A 17,309-nucleotide genomic window follows, 5' to 3' on the forward strand; every position below is an offset into this window, starting at 1 on the left:
GGTAGCCATTAGCTGCAGGGGAAACGCATGCCTGTACAGGAAACGAAAATTCCTGGCGTGGCACAGCCCCGTCAGTCCACATAAAGGCCGTCCATAAAAAAACCGGAAGTGCTGGTAACACATCCGGTAGTGTGTGATGGCTGAACGTTCGTAACAAAGCGGCCTAGGAAACTGCTTTATTTAATTGATCAACCAAACAATGCAAATCTATGCAAAAAAAATGTGATCGCTTGCCGGTTCATCCGGCATTACAGCGATGTGTAACCAAAATCTTGCTGGTGATGAAATTGACCATCATGCTGCTCACCGCGGCTTTCATCAACGTTTCTGCCGCGGGTTTTGCCCAGGGCGTTACTTTGTCCGGCAGCAATTTGCCACTGGAAAAGGTCCTGGATGCCATCCGGGAGCAAACGGATTACGTGGTGTTTTCCACCCGGCAGGACCGGGAACATACAAAGCCAGTGACGCTTTCCGTAAAGAACATGCCGGTGGAGGAAGTCCTCAGGATCGCACTGAAAGACCAGATGTTGGGCTTTACGATCGAAGACAAAACCATCTTCCTGTTCCGCGCTTCTCCTTCCGCCCAGCCATTCGCCGCAAAACCACTGGATAACAAACCGGTATTCATTCCTGTAACCGGCAGGATCGTGGATAAGGCCGGCCAGCCGGTGCCGGGTGTTTCGGTACGCGTCAGGAACAGCCAGACGGGCACCATTACGGATGCCGAAGGCCGTTTTTCGCTGGTGAATATTACAGCGCATGCGGTCGTTGATATTTCCGCCATCGGATTTGCCAGCCTCACCATTCGCCTGTCCAACGGCGCATTTGCCGCCCAATTACCGGCGGGTGCTGCTTCTGAAGAAGCTGGCAGTATACTGCGCAGCGCGCCGGAAGACCTGCTGATACAGCTCGCAGCAAGCACCGCCACGCTGGCGGAGATCACCGTCAACAAAGGATATTACCGTTCAAGCCAGCAGCTGAATACCGGCTCTGTGTCTACCGTCACCGGCAAAACAATAGAAAAGCAACCGGTCAGCAATGTGCTGGGCGCGTTGCAGGGAAGGGTGCCCGGCATGGAGATCACGCAATCCAACGGTTTGCCCGGCAGCAACTTCACTGTGATGATACGGGGTAAAAATTCTATCGATAATGGTAACGAACCGCTGTATGTGGTGGACGGTGTTCCCTGGCTGAGTAACTCCCTCACCGTGGTATATGGTGCACAGGGCTCCCAGAGCCCTTTCCATAGCCTCAATCCAGTGGATATCGAAAGCATAGAAGTGCTGAAGGATGCGGATGCCACCGCCATCTACGGCAGCCGCGGTGCAAACGGCGTGATATTGATCACCACCAAAAAAGGAACTGCCGGCAAGACCACCGTGGATTTCAACTACTATCGCGGTATGGGCAGGCCCACGCATCTGATGCCGATGATGAGCACACAGCAATACCTCGAAATGCGCCGCGAAGCCATGCAGAACAACGGCCAGACGCCCACCGTGGTCAATGCGCCGGACCTCCTGCTGTTTGACACCACCCGTTATACGGACTGGCAGGATATGCTGATCGGAAAGAATGCGAATGTGGATGATGCCAAGGTGACCGTGTCCGGTGGTAACGGAAATACCCGCATGCGCCTCTCCGCAGGATTCCGGAGGGAGAACACGGTGTTCTCGAAAGAGCTGGCAGACAAACGCAGCACCGTGCAGCTGAACGTTTCGCAGGGCAGCAATAACAAGCGGTTCCTGGCTTCGCTGACCGTCAATTATTCAAATGATGATAACCGGCAATTGCCAACTGATCTGACCTCGCTGACTTATGCCATGCCACATATCAAGTTGTATGAAGACAACGGCGATGTTGCATGGACGGAGAACGGCTCCTCCGTGTATACCAACCCCCTGGCCAACTTCAGGGAAACTTTCGTTGCAACGACCAATAACCTGATCAGCAACCTGAACCTGGAATACAAGCTGGCCGAAGAACTGACCCTCAAGCTGAACGCCGGGTACACCAATACGCATCTGAAAGAATCCTCTGTACGTCCGCTGAATTCCATTCAGCCCGGCAACTCCAGAACAAGCGGCTGGGGGTATTTTGGAGACAATGCTTTCAAAAGCTGGATACTGGAACCGCAGTTGCTGTATTCCACCTCCCGCAAGTCGGGCGATTGGGACGCGCTGTTCGGCATGAGCTGGCAGCAGGACCACAACCAGGGCCAGCGGCTGATGGCCGAGAACTACAGTAGTGAAGCGCTGCTTTATTCGATTGCCGGGGCAGGGCTTATTACGGCAACGGATCGTTACAGCCTTTACCGGTACCAGTCTTTCTTCGGCAGGATCAACTATTCCTGGCAGAAAAAATATGTGGTCAACCTGACAGGGCGGAACGATGGATCTTCCCGTTTTGGCCCCGGCAGGCAATATGCATTGTTCGGCGCCGCCGGCGCGGCATGGGTATTCTCTGAAGAAAGCTTTGTGAAGGAAGCCCTGCCGTTTCTGAATTTCGGCAAGCTGCGCGCCAGCTACGGCATTACGGGGAACGACAGGATAGGGGACTACCAGTTTATGGATACCTACGGTGCGGTTTCTTACATCTACCAGGGTATCAAAGGCATCTCGCCGCAGCGCCTTTTTAACGCGGACTACGGATGGGAAAATAACCGCAAGCTGGAAGCCGCCCTGGAACTGGGTTTCCTGAATGACCGGATCAATTTTTCCGGCGACTGGTTCAAGAACCGCAGCGGCAACCAGTTGGTGAGCTACACGCTGCCTACGCAGACCGGCTTCAGCGGTATTACCCGTAACCTTCCTGCGGTTGTACAGAACAGCGGTGTGGAATTGCAGCTGGATGTGCTGCCGGTGAAGACCAGGAAGATCCGCTGGAACAGTGTTTTCAATATTACCATTGCGCGCAACAAGCTGTTGGAATTTCCGAACCTGGCTACTTCCAGCTATGCAAGCACTTACGAGGTGGGCCAGTCCCTCAGCATTCTCAAGCTTTACCCGTACCTCGGCGTAAGTCCTGAAACAGGCGTCTATACCTTCGACCTCAACGCCGGAAGATCAGTTATAAAAGATATGACCACGAAGTATTACGGTGGATGGGGGAACAACCTGCAATGGAAGAATTTCAACCTGGATGTTTTCCTGCAGTTTGTGAACAGGCCCGCGCGCGATTTCAGGAACTCGTTGAGCGCTTCGCTTGCAGGCATACGCGGATATAACATGCCGGCAGTGATGGCGGAACGCTGGCAGAAAAAGGGCGATGAAAGCCGCTTCCAGCAATATTATGTATCGGGCGGCGATCCCTCCGCGGCGATGACCAACTTCCGGAACTCCACCGGCATTGTGGTAGACGGTTCTTTCATACGCCTGAAGAACGTGGCGCTGAGTTACCAGTTGCCGGAAAACATCAGCCAGCGTATGCATGCCACCTACAGCAGAGTGTACCTGCAATGCCAGAACCTGCTGACGCTTACGGATTATGAGGGACATGACCCTGAAACCCAGGGCGTGCGGGTTTTGCCACCGTTGAGAATGCTCACGGCAGGCGTGCAGGTATCTTTTTAACCACCGTTTCAGGATTTAAATGTTTTATCATGAATTTCATCAAGCCTTCTTCTATTCTATCATATAGCTGGTACCTGGTGTTGCCGGCCATGCTGCTGACATCCTGCAAAAAATTCCTCACCATAGATCCGCCTGTGAACCAGCTGGTGAAAGCTAATGTGTTCACGGACGATCAAAGTGCGCAGGCCGCCGTTACCGGCATTTACAGTTCCCTGAACAGCCTGATGGGCCCTCTCAATTTCTGTGCTTCCGGTAATGCGGACGACGTGGAATATTCCGGTTCGGATGAGAGTTATATCCAGTTCTGCAGCAGCAGCCTGCAGATCGATAACTCTTATATAGCGTCTGCCTGGCGCTATCTCTACAAAAGTATATACGATTGCAACGCCGCCCTGGAAGGGCTAACCGGCTCAAAGTTGAGCGAAAGCCTGCGCACACGGCTGACGGGAGAAGTGCGGTTCCTACGGGCGTACTGCTATTATTGGCTGGCCGGTTTATGGGGTGATGTGCCGCTGGTATTGACTACCGACTATGACAAGAACCAGTCCCTGCCGAGAGAAAAGGTGGCGCTGGTATATGCGCAGATCATCAACGACCTCACCGAAGCAAAAGCGTTGCTGACGAATGAATATTACGGCGCAGAGCGCGCTTATGCGAACAAAGCAACGGCGTCAGCCCTGCTGGCGAGAACATATCTCTTTCTTGGCGACTGGGAAAAAGCGGAATCCGAAGCCGGCCTGGTCATTTCCGATAATCAGTATCAAATGGCCGATCTGGCCGTGACATACAAAAAAGGAAGCACTGAAACGATCTGGCAGATCGAGCCTTCTGCGCTCTATACCGCTGTGGGGTTGCAATACGTGCCCTGGTATGTTACCAGCGTTCCCTACTGGCCGCTGGCCGCTACGTTGCTGGACGCATTTGAGGCGGGCGATGAAAGGAAGACGCAGTGGATCGCCAAAACCACCGTTCGCGATGAGGATTATTACTATCCCTATAAATACATGGCGACTATACATGAACGGACGGAAAAGAACGAGTACGTGATCGCCTTCCGCTTGGCCGAAATGTACCTGACGAGAGCGGAAGCCCGTGCGCAGCTGAACAAAGTCAACGGAACGAACAGTGCGGAATCTGATCTGAATATCATCCGGGGAAAAGCCAACCTGCTCCCGCTCACCGGTATGGGCAAAGAAGCTGCGCTTGCTGCAATAGCGCAGGAGCGGCGGCTGGAGTTCTTTTCGGAATGGAGCTTCCGGTGGCTGGACCTTAAAAGGACCGGCAAGGCCACCGCTGTGCTCGGCAGCCTGAAAGGCAGCAACTGGTCTGAAGACGATCTGCTCTGGCCCATCCCTTTTGCGGAAAGACAAGCCAACCCTTTTCTTGAACAAAATAAAGGATACGAGTAAAACTTCCCGCGGCCCGGGTAAAGATGCCGGGCCGTTTTTCTGACCGCCAGCCGCGGTGTTTTCATCCACATCTATAACGCAGTATCCGCCGCCTTGCATGCAGGGCGGACAGGGGAGCTGCATGCTTCAAAGCATTCATCGGAAAAAATAAAAATACATATGAGAACATTCATTTTATTACTACTGGCGATGATCGCCGGTACACAGGCCCTGCATGCGCAGAAAAAAGTCATACAGCTGCATGCCATGAAGATAGGGGATACCGTACTCGCAGGTATTCCGATGAGGCACATGATCAACCATTCCGCTCCGAAAGCCACCTTCGGGGATTTCAGAGGTAAATGGCTGATCCTGGATTACTGGGCGATCAACTGTCCCGCCTGCATCATTGATATGCCGTCTATAGACACCTTGCGCAGAAAGTTCAACGACAGGCTGAACATCGTGCTCGTGACCATCAATAACGAAGAGCAGGTGAATAAACTGTTGCAGGAACGGAAAGAAGTGGTCAAAGGCGCGGTGCTGCCTTTCTCCCTGAAAGATACGCTGGTGACCCGCCTGTTCCCGCACCGGATCATCCCGCACGAGGTATGGATCGATCCAAACGGCGTAGTGAGGGCTATCACGGACGGGGACCAGGTGAATGAGCGGAACATTGAAGGGATGCTCTCCGGCAAGATCACCTCCCTGCCGCTGAAAGACGATTTCCCGAAAGAATCCACTGCGCCCGTTTCCGCGCTGCCGGACAGTCTTTTTGTTGGGCATTCCTACCTGCTGAAGTATCGCCCCGGTATTGGAAGCCGCACGGGAGACCAGCTGGATTCGGTCAACCATGTCCGCAAGCTGAAACTGCAAAATCTGCCGGCCCTGTCGCTGTTCTATCATGCATTTTGCAGCGCAACGGATTATGGTTCCAACATCAACAGGATGCGTGTCAGCATCGAGATCACAGACAGCGCGCTGTATGAGTTGTACGGCCGGCCGGTGGAGGAAAGGGGCCGATGGGCGCCGCATCCCAGGCATTTTCCCTTTCTGCGTTGGCCAGACAAGGATGCGTACTCGAAAGACATGTTGTACACCTATGAGTTCTTTTCCCCCGAAAACATGCCTGACAGCTTGCGTTTTAAATATGTGATGCAAGATCTGAACCGCTATTTCCCGATCAAAGGAAGAATAGAGCACAGAAAAACGCCGTGCTGGATACTGGTGGCGGATACGTCTGCACAACGACTGCTGGCAACGAAAGGAGGCGAGCCATACTATCTGCATAATACTGACTCGATCGGCACAAGGAACCGTTCCTTCCGTGAAACCCTGTTTAACTACGGCTTGTCCCGCTTCATGGACCATCCGCAGATCATCGACGAAACCGGACTGGACCCCGAAATGAAAGTGGATTTCTACCTGGATATGACGGCTTCGCCGTACCATGACCGCAAGAACGGGTTGGTGGTGAATACGCCCCTGCATTATCAAACGGCAAAAGACCAGCTGGCGAAATATGGCCTGCATCTGCATCAGGCCTGGCGTGAAATACCCATTCTTGTCATCTATAACGAATAGTATTTCCTCACGCTAAAAAGAAACAGATGCAACAGAATATTGTCAGCGTACAACAGCTGTCACATCGCTACAGCAAGTCCTGGGCGATACGCGACATCAGCTTCGACATCAGCCAGCACGGCATTGTGGGTCTGCTCGGCTCCAACGGTGCCGGGAAGTCCACCACCATGAACATCCTCTGTGGTGTACTGAACCAGACGGAAGGCAAGGTGTATATCAACGGCATCGACCTGCGGGAAAATCCACGCGAGGCCAAGCGACTGATCGGCTTTCTGCCGCAAAATCCGCCATTGCATTTCGACCTTACGGTGGATGAATACCTCGCCCACTGCGCTGTATTGCGGCTGGTGGAGAAAGACCAGGTGAAGGCGGCGGTGGAAGCGGCCAAGGAACGCTGCGGGATCGCGCATTTCAGCAACCGGCTGATCCGCAACCTCTCCGGCGGTTACCGGCAAAGGGTGGGCATTGCGCAGGCCATCATCCACCGCCCCAAGCTGGTAGTGCTGGATGAGCCCACGAACGGCCTCGATCCCAACCAGATCATTGAAGTGCGCAGCCTCATCAAGGAGATTGCGGCGGACAGGGCTGTCATCTTCTCCACGCATATCCTTTCCGAAGTACAGGTGATCTGTAAAGACATCAAAATGATAGAAGGCGGCAGAATGGTCTTTGCCAATACGATGGACGCCTTTAATAATTATATCGCACCGTCCAGCATGCTGGCCCATATGGAAAACCCGCCGGAAGAAGCGGAGCTGTTAGCGGTTCCGGGTATTGCAAAGGCCACTTTCCTGACCGGCAAACTGGTGCGCCTGCACTTCAACACTGCTGAAAAAATAACGGAAACGTTTATACGCGTTTCCATCGAAAGAAGCTGGCGTTTAACGGAGATATCGCTGGAGAAAAGCTCGCTTGACGAGATTTTTGCACAACTCTCCCAAAAAGCATCATAATACTATAGCATATGAGAATAATTTTCAGAATAGCCCGCCTGGAGCTGAGCATATTGTTCTACTCGCCGATCGCCTGGCTGATACTGGCCGTATTCATTTTTCAGGCCGGGCTGCAGTTCTCGGACCTTGTGCTGAGGCATGAAGCCGCGCAGCAGATCGGTACGCGCCTTCCGTCGCTCTCTTTCAGGATATTTGCGGATCGGCAGTACAATGGCGTGTTCCACGAGATACAGAGCAAGCTTTTCCTGTATATACCGCTGCTGACAATGGGGCTCGTCAGTCGGGAAATATCCAGCGGTTCCATCAAGCTGCTGCTGTCTTCTCCGGTACGCACCAGTGAGATCGTGCTGGGCAAGTTCCTGGCGATGACCGGTTATGCATTTCTCCTGGTGTTCCTGGCCAGCTGCATTGTGCTCGCAGGAGGCATTGCCATTGAATCGCTGGATTACAAATTCATGTTATCCGGTCTGTTGGGCATCTTCCTCGTGATCTGCGCTTACTCCGCCATCGGCCTGTTCATGTCCTGCCTCACCTCTTACCAGGTAGTAGCGGCCATTAGCACGCTGGTGGTGCTAAGCGTACTGAACTATGTGGGAAAGATAGGGCAGGATATAGACCTGGTGAGGGATATCACTTACTTCCTCTCTATCGCGGGACGGTCAAACCAGATCATCAGCGGGCTTGTTTCCAGCAAGGATGTGCTGTATTATGCGATCGTAACGGGTATGTTCCTGGGCTTCAGCATGCTCAACCTGCAGGCAGCCCGCGAATCCAAACCGTTCTGGGTAAAGGCCGGTAGATATGCGCTGTTGATCGCTGCATGCCTGACAACAGGCTATATTACCTCACGCCCGGCATTTACACTGTATTACGATATGACCGTTCACAAAAGCCGTACTTTAACGCCCGCCAGCCGGGAGATCGTGAAGAACGTGAAAGAGCCGCTGCAGATCACCACCTATGGTAATGTGCTGGACAGGTATTTTTATATGGTCACGCCGAAGCAGCAGAATTTCGACATGCAGCAGTATGAGCTGTACACCCGTTTCCTGCCGGATATGAAGTTGTCTTACGTGCATTACTACGACACTGTACCTAATAAATCACTGTTCACGAACAACAAAGGCCTGTCGCTGGAAGAGCTGGCAAAGAAAGTAGCCCGTTCCCGGAACATGGATTTTGACCGGCTCCTTCCGCCGGCCGAAATCCGGCAGCAGGCAGACCTTGCGCCGGAGGAGAACCGGCTCGTTCGCCAGGTGAGCCTGAACGGAAAGACCAGCTTTATCCGTACGTTCGATGACATATTGCATTATCCTTCGGAAGCGGAGATCTCCGCGGCTATCAAGCGCCTGCAGCATCCGCCGGTTAAAGTCGCTTTTCTGCAAGGCAGGGGCGAAAGGGATTTCGCCAGGGCGGGAGATAAGGACTACAAAAACGCGACAACGGAACTGACCTTCCGTTACTCGCTGATCAACCAGGGATTTGATGTGATCGGATTGAATCTCGCGGAGCAGCATATTCCGGCCGGTGTTGCCGCCATCGTGGTCGCGGACCCGAGAGCGGCCTATACATCCGCCGAGATCGGCAAGCTGAAAGATTTCCTGGATGCCGGTGGTAACATGCTGATTGCCGGGGAACCCGGCAGGCAGGAACTGCTGCAACCTGTTCTGGACCTGCTAGGCGTACATTTTATACCCGGCCAGGTGGTAGGGAACAACAAGGAATATCCACCCAATTTCATCTTCGCTGATATAGACACACAAGCGGTCATACTGTCACCCGTTTTTGAAAAGCTGCTGGAAGACAGGATAAAGGTCAGCCTCTCTGGCGCTTCCGGATTGCAGTATGACGAAAACGGCTCCTACAAGGTCATGCCCCTGCTTTTCAACAACCCCGCCGATACCTGGAACAAGGCTGGGAAGTATAATGATGATTCTACCCATGTGAGCTTTCTGGCGGAAGCAGGAGACCGGCGCGGAACGTTCCCCGTTGCGCTGGCGCTTTCCCGGGATGTGAAGGGGAAGGCGCAAAGGATCATGATACTCGGGGATGCGGACCTGATGAATAATGTAGAGTTGGCGCGAGCGAAACCCAGAGTGGCTAATTTTTATTTCAGTATTTATACCTTTAAGTGGTTGAGCAATGATGTGTATCCGGTGAATACGGACAGGCCGGAGCCGCCGGACAGGAAGTTCAAGGTCAGCCGCGCAGGCGTGCAGACGCTTAAATACCTGTTGCTCGGCGCCATCCCCGCGCTCATCTTCGGCGCCGGAGCGTGGACGCTTGTAAGGCGTAAACGGAGCTGACATTAAACTGTTAAAAATGCATATATGAGACGCTGCCTGATAGTAATGTGCCTGCTTGGTATCACATACGGTCTTCATGCCCAGCAAAAGGAACCTGTTAGCTGGCAATACACCGTAAAGCATCTGGGAGGCCGGAAAGCGGAATTGCATCTTACCGCTTTATTGGAGAAAGGCTGGCACCTATATAGCCAGCATCAGCCGGAAGGCGCCATCGCCACGCCCACCAGGATCGAATTCTCCAAAAATCCGATCCTGGCACTTGGTGGGCCGGTAAAGGAGATCGGCCGGCTGGAAAAGTACACGGTCAGGGAACTGAACGTGGTGCATCATCAGTATGAAGGGACGGTGGATTTTGTACAGTCCATCACCCTTAAAACAAAGGCGAAGACGGTCATTAAAGGTACCGTTCGTTACCAGGTATGTACAGATGAGATGTGCATGCCGGAAGAGCTGGCGGCATTCGCCGTGGAAATACCGGCAACGGTAAAATAACATAAAAGGCCGTCTCAAAAGAAATAGAGGCGGCCTTTTACTTATGAGATACTAATTCCATTATCTGAGAGAAGACAGCAGGAACGACACATCACAAACTGATATAAATCGACAAACAATTGAACAGATTTTGCGGTCTTAATTGGGTTACTTTAATGCCAAAATTATTATTGTGTACAAAAGATTATTTACCACGTTACTCCTTCTGCCTTTCCACTTCCTGTTTGCCCAGAAAAATACGCTGACCGGCTTTCCCAAAGGGTATGCTCCCGAAGAAGTGGGGAAGCTCATCGCCTACCGTTTTATTGACAAGAAGCATGCGCTTCATGCCGGGAAATGGATCAGTTACCCGGAAACATTTTACTGGAGCGGCGGCCTTAAATTTGCCACATTAACAGGCGATACCGCCCTCATGACCCTCTTGCAAAACAAGTTTGAACTGCTGATAACTTCGGAGAAGCAATTGCTGCCGATTAAGAATCATGTGGATTTGAACATGTTCGGCAGCTTGCCGCTGGAGCTTTATCAAATAACCGGGGATAAAAAATATTTTGAATTAGGCATGCCATATGCGAACACCCAGTGGGAAGTGCCTGGTAATGCGAAGCCTAAAGAAAAAGAATGGGCGGAGAAAGGATATAGCTGGCAAACGCGCCTGTGGATCGATGATATGTATATGATCACCATTGTGCAGACACAAGCCTATAAAGTGACCAGGGACCTCAAATACCTCGATCGCGCCGCCAGGGAAATGGTGTTGTACCTGGATGAATTGCAACGCCCGAACGGCCTTTTTTACCATGCACCGGATGTTCCTTATTACTGGGGGCGGGGCAATGGATGGATGGCCGCGGGTGTAACGGAGCTGCTACGTTACCTGCCAAAGGACCATAAGGACCGTCCGCGTATCATGAAAGGCTACCGGAAGATGATGAAAAGCCTGAAAAAATATCAGCGGCCGAACGGCATGTGGAACCAGTTGATCGATGAACCGGATTACTGGGCGGAAACCTCCGGCTCGGCCATGTTCGCCTATGCCTTCATCACAGGCGTTAAACATGGATGGCTGAATGCCAGGCAATATGCGCCGGCGGCCCGGAAGGCATGGATGGCGATGGTGCCGTATGTGAATGAGCAGGGCGCTGTGGCCGAGGTTTGTGTTGGAACGAATAAAAAGAATGACAAACAATACTATTACGACCGCCCGCGCAGAACAGGCGACTATCACGGCCAGGCGCCCTATCTCTGGTGTGTGAACGCCCTCCTGGAAAAGGTGACCGACTAATTCGCCTGATCCTTGTCCAGGGAATTGATGTATTCCCCGGGAGAAACATTGAAGTACCGCTGGAAATTTTTGTTGAAGAGGCTCTGGCTGCTGTAACCCACCATCCTGGTGATCTCGGACATCGTAAATTCATTCTGCGCGATCAAGCGCGTAGCCTTTTTAAGGCGGGTGATATTGATCAGCTCTTTGGGCGATAAGGTGGAAAGGGATTTTATCTTGCGATAGAGTGTCGGACGGCTCATGTTCATATGTTCGGCCAGCTGATCGATATGCAGGTTCGGGTCGCTGATGTTTTTACGGATGTACTCGTCGAGCTTGTTCAGGAAGGCTTCGTCGGTTTTGGAATGCGCCATCACACGTACGTCTTCAAAAGGCGAGCTGGCAAAATGGGTCTTTATCTTCGCGCGGTTTTCCAGCAGGTTGGCTATTTGCAGCTGCAGCAGTTCCGCGGAGAATGGTTTCTGAATATAGAGGTCGGCTCCCACTTCCAGACCTTCGATATGCGACTGGTAAGTATTTTTGACCGTCAACAGTACTACCGGGATGTGGCAATATTCAACGTTCGATTTGATCAGCTGGCAAAGCTCGAAACCATCTATCCCCGGCATCATGATGTCCGATATGATGAGGTCTACGATCTCTGCGTCCAGTATCTTTTGTGCGATCTCTCCGTTGCCGGCCAGATGCAGTGTATAGGTGTCGCCCAGCACCTGCGACAGGAACTCCAGGATATCTTCGTTATCGTCTACGATCAGAATTCTGTAGGTCATGCTTTTTTTATCTTTTTCCAACTGCCTAATTTAAATTCAATTTTTTGATGGACCGGCAAAATTAACTCAAAAACGATCATATCTGTATTGCCGGATACGAGCTTTAGCGAGCCGTTATGTAATTCCGCCAGGGATTTGGCCAGTGAAAGCCCGATCCCGGTGCCGGGTTTGTCTTTGCCGCGCCATCTGAAAAACGGCTCAAATATCCGCTCTCTGAATTCAGGAGGGATGCCTTTCCCGTCATTACTGAACCGGATGGTAAATTGTCCGTCCACCGCACTTTCCGCCACTAAAGCTACGCTGACTGTGGTAGCGGCGTATTTGATGGCGTTCGAGATCAGGTTGCTGCAGATCTTTATCAGCGCTTCCCTGTCTATAAACGCTATAAAGGAATTTTCAGGCAGCCCGGCATGCAGGGATATATTGCTTTTTTCGGCTTCCGCCCTGAATGCTGCAATTTGTTCTTTCAGCAGCCTGCTGATATCGGTATTGACGAAGTTTAACCCGAACTGGTGTATTTCGGTCTTACGAAAGTCAAGCAGCTGGCTGGTTAGCTCGGCCAGGCGTTTGGCGTTCCTTTTCACCATCAGGAGGCTTTTTTTCATTTCTTCTTCCTCCGCCTTTTTAGCCATCAGCTCCACCGGCCCCAGGATCAATGTGATCGGGGTCTGTATCTCATGCGCGATATTGGTGAAAAACTCGATTTTCGCCTGGTAAATCTCTTTTTCCTTTTCGTGCTCAAACAGCTTCTGCTTGTTGAGGTTCTTATGCTCCAGGTAACGGTGATAGTAGCGTATGGCCCAGAACAGGATGGTCATCAATACGAGCAGGTACACAAAATAAGCGGTATAGGTTTTCCAGAAGGGGGGAAGTATCCTGATAAAAAGGCGCCGCTCTTCCCCCGTCCAGCTACCCGTATTGCTGCGGGCCCGCACGGTGAACGTATAATCGCCGGCAGACAGGTCGGTAAAATAGGCTTTACGGTTTTTGCTTAAATAGGTGCGGGTTTTATCGAGTCCCTGCATCAGGTACTCGTATTGGGTCACTTCCGGGGATGAATAATTCAAGGCGGCAAATTCAATGCTGAAATTGTTTTGATCGTACACCAACACAACGGTGTCTGTATAAAGAATGGAGGTGTCGAGCGGACTGTTTTTCACGTGGGGGATCACTTCCTTGTTGTTGATCTGGAAGCCGGTGATATAAGTGGGAGGCCCTGACGCTGTTTGTTCAAAATCCTTCGGGTCAAAAGCGATCATTCCCTTTACAGATCCAAAATACATTTTACCATGGCTGTCTTTGTAAGCCGAGCTGAAGTTGAACTGATCGGTGATCAGCCCGTTGGATTTCGTGTAAGTGCTGAACTGTTCTGTACGGATATCAAAGCATATCAATCCTTTGAGCGAGCTGATCCACAAATGCCCCGAATCGTCTGCCAGCATACGGAACAGGATATTGGTGGGCAAACCGTTTTCGGTACTGAACTTTTTTAAGGTCTTCCTGTCCGGACTTAACCTGATCAGACCGCCGCCTTCCGTAGTAAACCACATGGCGCGGCTGCTGTCTTCCAGTATGCCATATACCGGGAATTCGTTGATGACGGTATTGTTGACCGAATCCCCAAAGCGGATATTGCCATGTTTCCCCGTCCGTGGATTGTAATAGAACGCCCCCAGCTGCACGCTGCCCGTCCAGATATTGCCTTCGCTGTCCTCATAAATGTCAAAAACATACGAGTTGTAAGGTATTTCCCTGATGCGGCTGAATGTCTTCCGCTGCCTGTCGTACGTAAACAAACCGGAACTGTGGTATCCTGTGCCCACAAGCAAGGTGCTGTCCCTGGTAAGATAGATGGACAGTACAAAATCACCCGCGTCGCCGTTCTTTTCTCCAATGAGCTTGAAACGTTCCGTTACCAGGCCGGTGCGCATATCCATTATTTCCATCCCCTTGTAATACGGGCCGATGAACAGCTGATCGCCCAGGGCCAGCAAGCCGTGTACGTTAGGATAGGAAATATCTCCTTTTTTTCCGCCTGCGGTATAGTTGGTAAATTTTCCTGTTTCCGGGTCAAACTTGCTGATGCCCGCATCTTCCGTACCGATCCATAAGTTACCCTTATCGTCCGAACAGATTTCCCGTACGGCATAGCCCGTTATGGAATTGGTGCCCGCCACCGGATAGTATTTTTTAAACCGGGCGTTCTCCTTCGAATAGTAATTCAATCCGCCAAAAAAGGTGCCTGCCCACATGCCGCCCTGGTTGTCCCTGTACACCGCGTAAACGGCATTATCTGAAATGGAATAGGGATCGTCCGCCCGTTTGCGCAGGTTAACGCTGGTGTTGGTAGCCGCATTGTAAACATAGATACCGGATTCCGTGGCTATCCAGTATTCCCCGTTGCCGGCAGCGGTGATATCGCGCACGTATATATCGGTATTGTGGCTTTTTTGCAGCGGTATGGTATGGATCTCTCCTGTTTGCATGTCATAGCTTTTCAACCCCTGTTGAAAGCATCCTATCAACACCCTGTTTTCACCGGCGGGCAATATTTTGCTGATAGACCGCAGGTTCGCGGGCACATGCTGGTCAATTATCCGCACGCGGTTTATAACCGATCTGCTTCGCGGGTCGTAGATACCGATAACGCCGTCCCTGTTCCCGATCCATACATTCCTGCTGCTGTCAATGGTGATACAGGTTACCTGCATTTTAAGATCTTCCAGCTTTTTTGTTGCCTGATCGTATTTGTACAGCGAAGTATTAACGAGGAACCACAGGTTGTTTTCATGATCTATCAACAGGCGGTCTATATATGATTGCGGTGCTGTATCAAGCGCGGTAAAGACTTCCTGGTAGGGATCATACATGAACACTCCTTTGCCGGTACCGACCCACAGCATTCCGTTATGGTCCTCCGCAATAGCGGTGATGCGGTTGTTCCCTACATTGCCGAATTTGTTTTTTTCATCCCTGCAGTTTTTAAAAGTATAGCCGTCAAAACGGTCCAGCCCCCCGCGGGTGCCGATCCACATCAAACCTTTCCGGTCCTGTATGATGGAGGTGACGGAATTATGCGCCAGCCCGTCATCCGCCTGGTAGTGTTTAAAGTAAAGAGATTGCCCTTTGCATGCAAAAGCAGCAAAAAGAATTATTCCCGTGGAAAGAACAAGTGAAGAAAGAAACCGCATAATGTATGACTGTCAAAGATATAATAAATAGCATCTGATCGCGTGAGACGAATCGACAAAAAGATGATCAGAATTTACAGGCATTATTGCTTTCCTTTGGTTACACCTGACAGGTAATACCCAAAATCTCTTTTTCCACGACACAAAAATTCCCCTTTATGAAAAACAGAACCTTTCCCCAGCTGGTCGTACTCATGGCGATATTAGCGACCGCCTGCCAAAAAGAAACATCAAAAGATGTAAATGATCCGGCAACTATTAAACTGGAAGGCCAGATCAGCGCCGCACCGCCACTGGGCACGCTGATCGATGGCGCCATTTACCGCATCAGAGGGCAGTCGTCTATGCCCGGCGGCCCCGTAGTGGAAGTTACCGGCAACTCAACGGCTGAAAACCAGAAAATTCAGCAGTGGTACTGGTTTCCGAACAACGGGCAGAAATGGAAACTGGTAAAAGTGGATGCCACCTATTATAAGCTGATCAACGTCACCAGCAACAAATGCCTGAAGTCGCCCTCGGCAACATCAGGGGATATTCTGCAACAGGGTACGGATGATGGTTCCGACGCACAGCGCTGGGCCATTACCTATTCCGGCAGCAACAATATGTATTCGCTGGTGAACAAGGCTACCGGTATGAAAATGGCGGTGGACCCCGGAGATGATGTTCCCGGAAGAAAAATAAGGCAACTGTCTTCCGTAAGCGGCACGCAGGACCTGTTTCATTTCCATAACGTCAATTTTCAGAACCCGCTGATCAACGCCAGCAGACCTGATCCGTATGTAACACAAAAAGACGGTTACTACTATTTCATGTACACCCGGGGAAACAAGCTGGGCCTCAGGAAAACAACTTCGATGTCATTACTGTCCACAGCAACGGAATCGGTGATATGGACCCCGCCCGCCGGTACGGCCTATTCTTCGAATATATGGGCGCCCGAGCTGCATTTCCTTTCCGGTAAATGGTATATCTATTTTGCCGCGAACGATGGCGGGGGAGACAATCACCGGATGTGGGTACTGGAAAACGGGAATGCGGACCCCATGACCGGAACATGGACGCTTAAAGGCAAGATCACCGATCCAAGCGATCAATGGGCCATCGACGGTTCCGTATTGACGATCGGTTCGAATAATTATTTTATCTGGTCAGGATGGGAGAGTACAGCCTCCCGGTACAAACAGTACATCTACCTGGCTCCCATGTCGAACCCCTGGACGATCAATGGCCCGCGGGTAAAAATATCATCACCAACGAATACCTGGGAAAAGCACGAGCCTAATTCTATCGGCGCGGGCGTTAATGAAGGTCCCATTATGCTGCAGAAAGACGCCGGCAGCCCGGTGTTTGTCATTTATTCCGCCAGCCGTTATACCAGTGACAATTACTGCCTGGCGCAGATACAGCTGAAAAGCGGCGGCAATCCAACCGTGGCGGCCGACTGGATCAATAAAAAACAGGTCTTTGTAAGGAATGATGCGAACGGCGTTTACGGACCGGGACATAACAGCTTCTTCACCAGCAGCTATACAGATCCCAACGGCGTATTCCGCAACGAAACCTGGTTTGTATATCACGCCCGCAGCGTGCCCGCTACCACCAATGGCGCCAGAACGCCAAGAATGCAAAAGCTGAGCTGGAACGCGGACGGCTCGCCCAATTTCGGCACCGCCACAGCAACCGGTGTGGATATCCCTATCCCTGTAGGGGAATAACGTAAAAAATCAGGGGATGAACCGCATAGGCAGTTCATCCCCTTTTCGTT

At 51.5% G+C, this 17,309-nt stretch carries 10 protein-coding genes; 8 read left to right on the top strand and 2 right to left on the bottom strand.

From position 1 onward, the window contains the following. The first annotated feature begins 281 nt into the window (after positions 1 to 281). From CCY01nite_RS17210 to CCY01nite_RS17240, 7 genes are all read left to right on the top strand, one after another. A complete protein-coding gene (locus CCY01nite_RS17210) occupies positions 282 to 3,572 on the top strand; it encodes a SusC/RagA family TonB-linked outer membrane protein (protein ID WP_186831117.1) in 3,291 nt (1,096 codons plus the stop codon). Between the two features lie 29 nt (positions 3,573 to 3,601). Next, positions 3,602 to 4,981, top strand: a complete 1,380-nt coding sequence (locus tag CCY01nite_RS17215; protein ID WP_146864419.1) for a RagB/SusD family nutrient uptake outer membrane protein — start codon at positions 3,602 to 3,604, stop codon at positions 4,979 to 4,981. A 159-nt stretch (positions 4,982 to 5,140) separates the two neighbouring features. Next, positions 5,141 to 6,544 (top strand): TlpA family protein disulfide reductase, encoded by a 1,404-nt coding sequence (locus tag CCY01nite_RS17220; protein ID WP_146864421.1) that lies wholly within the window; start codon positions 5,141 to 5,143, stop codon positions 6,542 to 6,544. Positions 6,545 to 6,570: 26 nt separating this feature from the next. Continuing rightward, complete coding sequence (locus CCY01nite_RS17225; RefSeq protein ID WP_146864423.1) at positions 6,571 to 7,497, top strand: ABC transporter ATP-binding protein; 927 nt, start codon at positions 6,571 to 6,573, stop codon at positions 7,495 to 7,497. A gap of 11 nt (positions 7,498 to 7,508) precedes the next feature. After that, a complete protein-coding gene (locus tag CCY01nite_RS17230) occupies positions 7,509 to 9,803 on the top strand; it encodes a Gldg family protein (RefSeq protein WP_146864425.1) in 2,295 nt (764 codons plus the stop codon). A 24-nt stretch (positions 9,804 to 9,827) separates the two neighbouring features. Beyond that, a complete protein-coding gene (locus tag CCY01nite_RS17235) occupies positions 9,828 to 10,295 on the top strand; it encodes a protein-disulfide reductase DsbD domain-containing protein (RefSeq protein WP_146864427.1) in 468 nt (155 codons plus the stop codon). Between the two features lie 172 nt (positions 10,296 to 10,467). Further along, a complete protein-coding gene (locus CCY01nite_RS17240; protein WP_146864429.1) occupies positions 10,468 to 11,580 on the top strand; it encodes a glycoside hydrolase family 88/105 protein in 1,113 nt (370 codons plus the stop codon). On the opposite strand, the gene CCY01nite_RS17245 is transcribed toward CCY01nite_RS17240, so the two are convergent. After that, entirely contained in the window at positions 11,577 to 12,350 is a 774-nt protein-coding gene (locus tag CCY01nite_RS17245) for a response regulator transcription factor (RefSeq protein WP_146864431.1), read from the bottom strand. The two genes, CCY01nite_RS17240 and CCY01nite_RS17245, sit on opposite strands and share 4 nt — an antisense overlap. After that, a complete protein-coding gene (locus tag CCY01nite_RS17250; protein ID WP_146864433.1) occupies positions 12,347 to 15,541 on the bottom strand; it encodes a ligand-binding sensor domain-containing protein in 3,195 nt (1,064 codons plus the stop codon). Before CCY01nite_RS17250 ends, CCY01nite_RS17245 begins: the two co-directional genes overlap by 4 nt. A gap of 158 nt (positions 15,542 to 15,699) precedes the next feature. On the opposite strand from CCY01nite_RS17250, the gene CCY01nite_RS17255 reads away from it, so the two are divergent. Then, the gene (locus tag CCY01nite_RS17255) at positions 15,700 to 17,259 is read left to right on the top strand and encodes a family 43 glycosylhydrolase (RefSeq protein ID WP_146864435.1); all 1,560 of its coding nucleotides are present in this window, start codon (positions 15,700 to 15,702) and stop codon (positions 17,257 to 17,259) included. Positions 17,260 to 17,309: the final 50 nt, after the last annotated feature.

Source organism: Chitinophaga cymbidii (genome assembly GCF_007992715.1).
GTDB classification, from domain to species: Bacteria; Bacteroidota; Bacteroidia; order Chitinophagales; family Chitinophagaceae; genus Chitinophaga; species Chitinophaga cymbidii.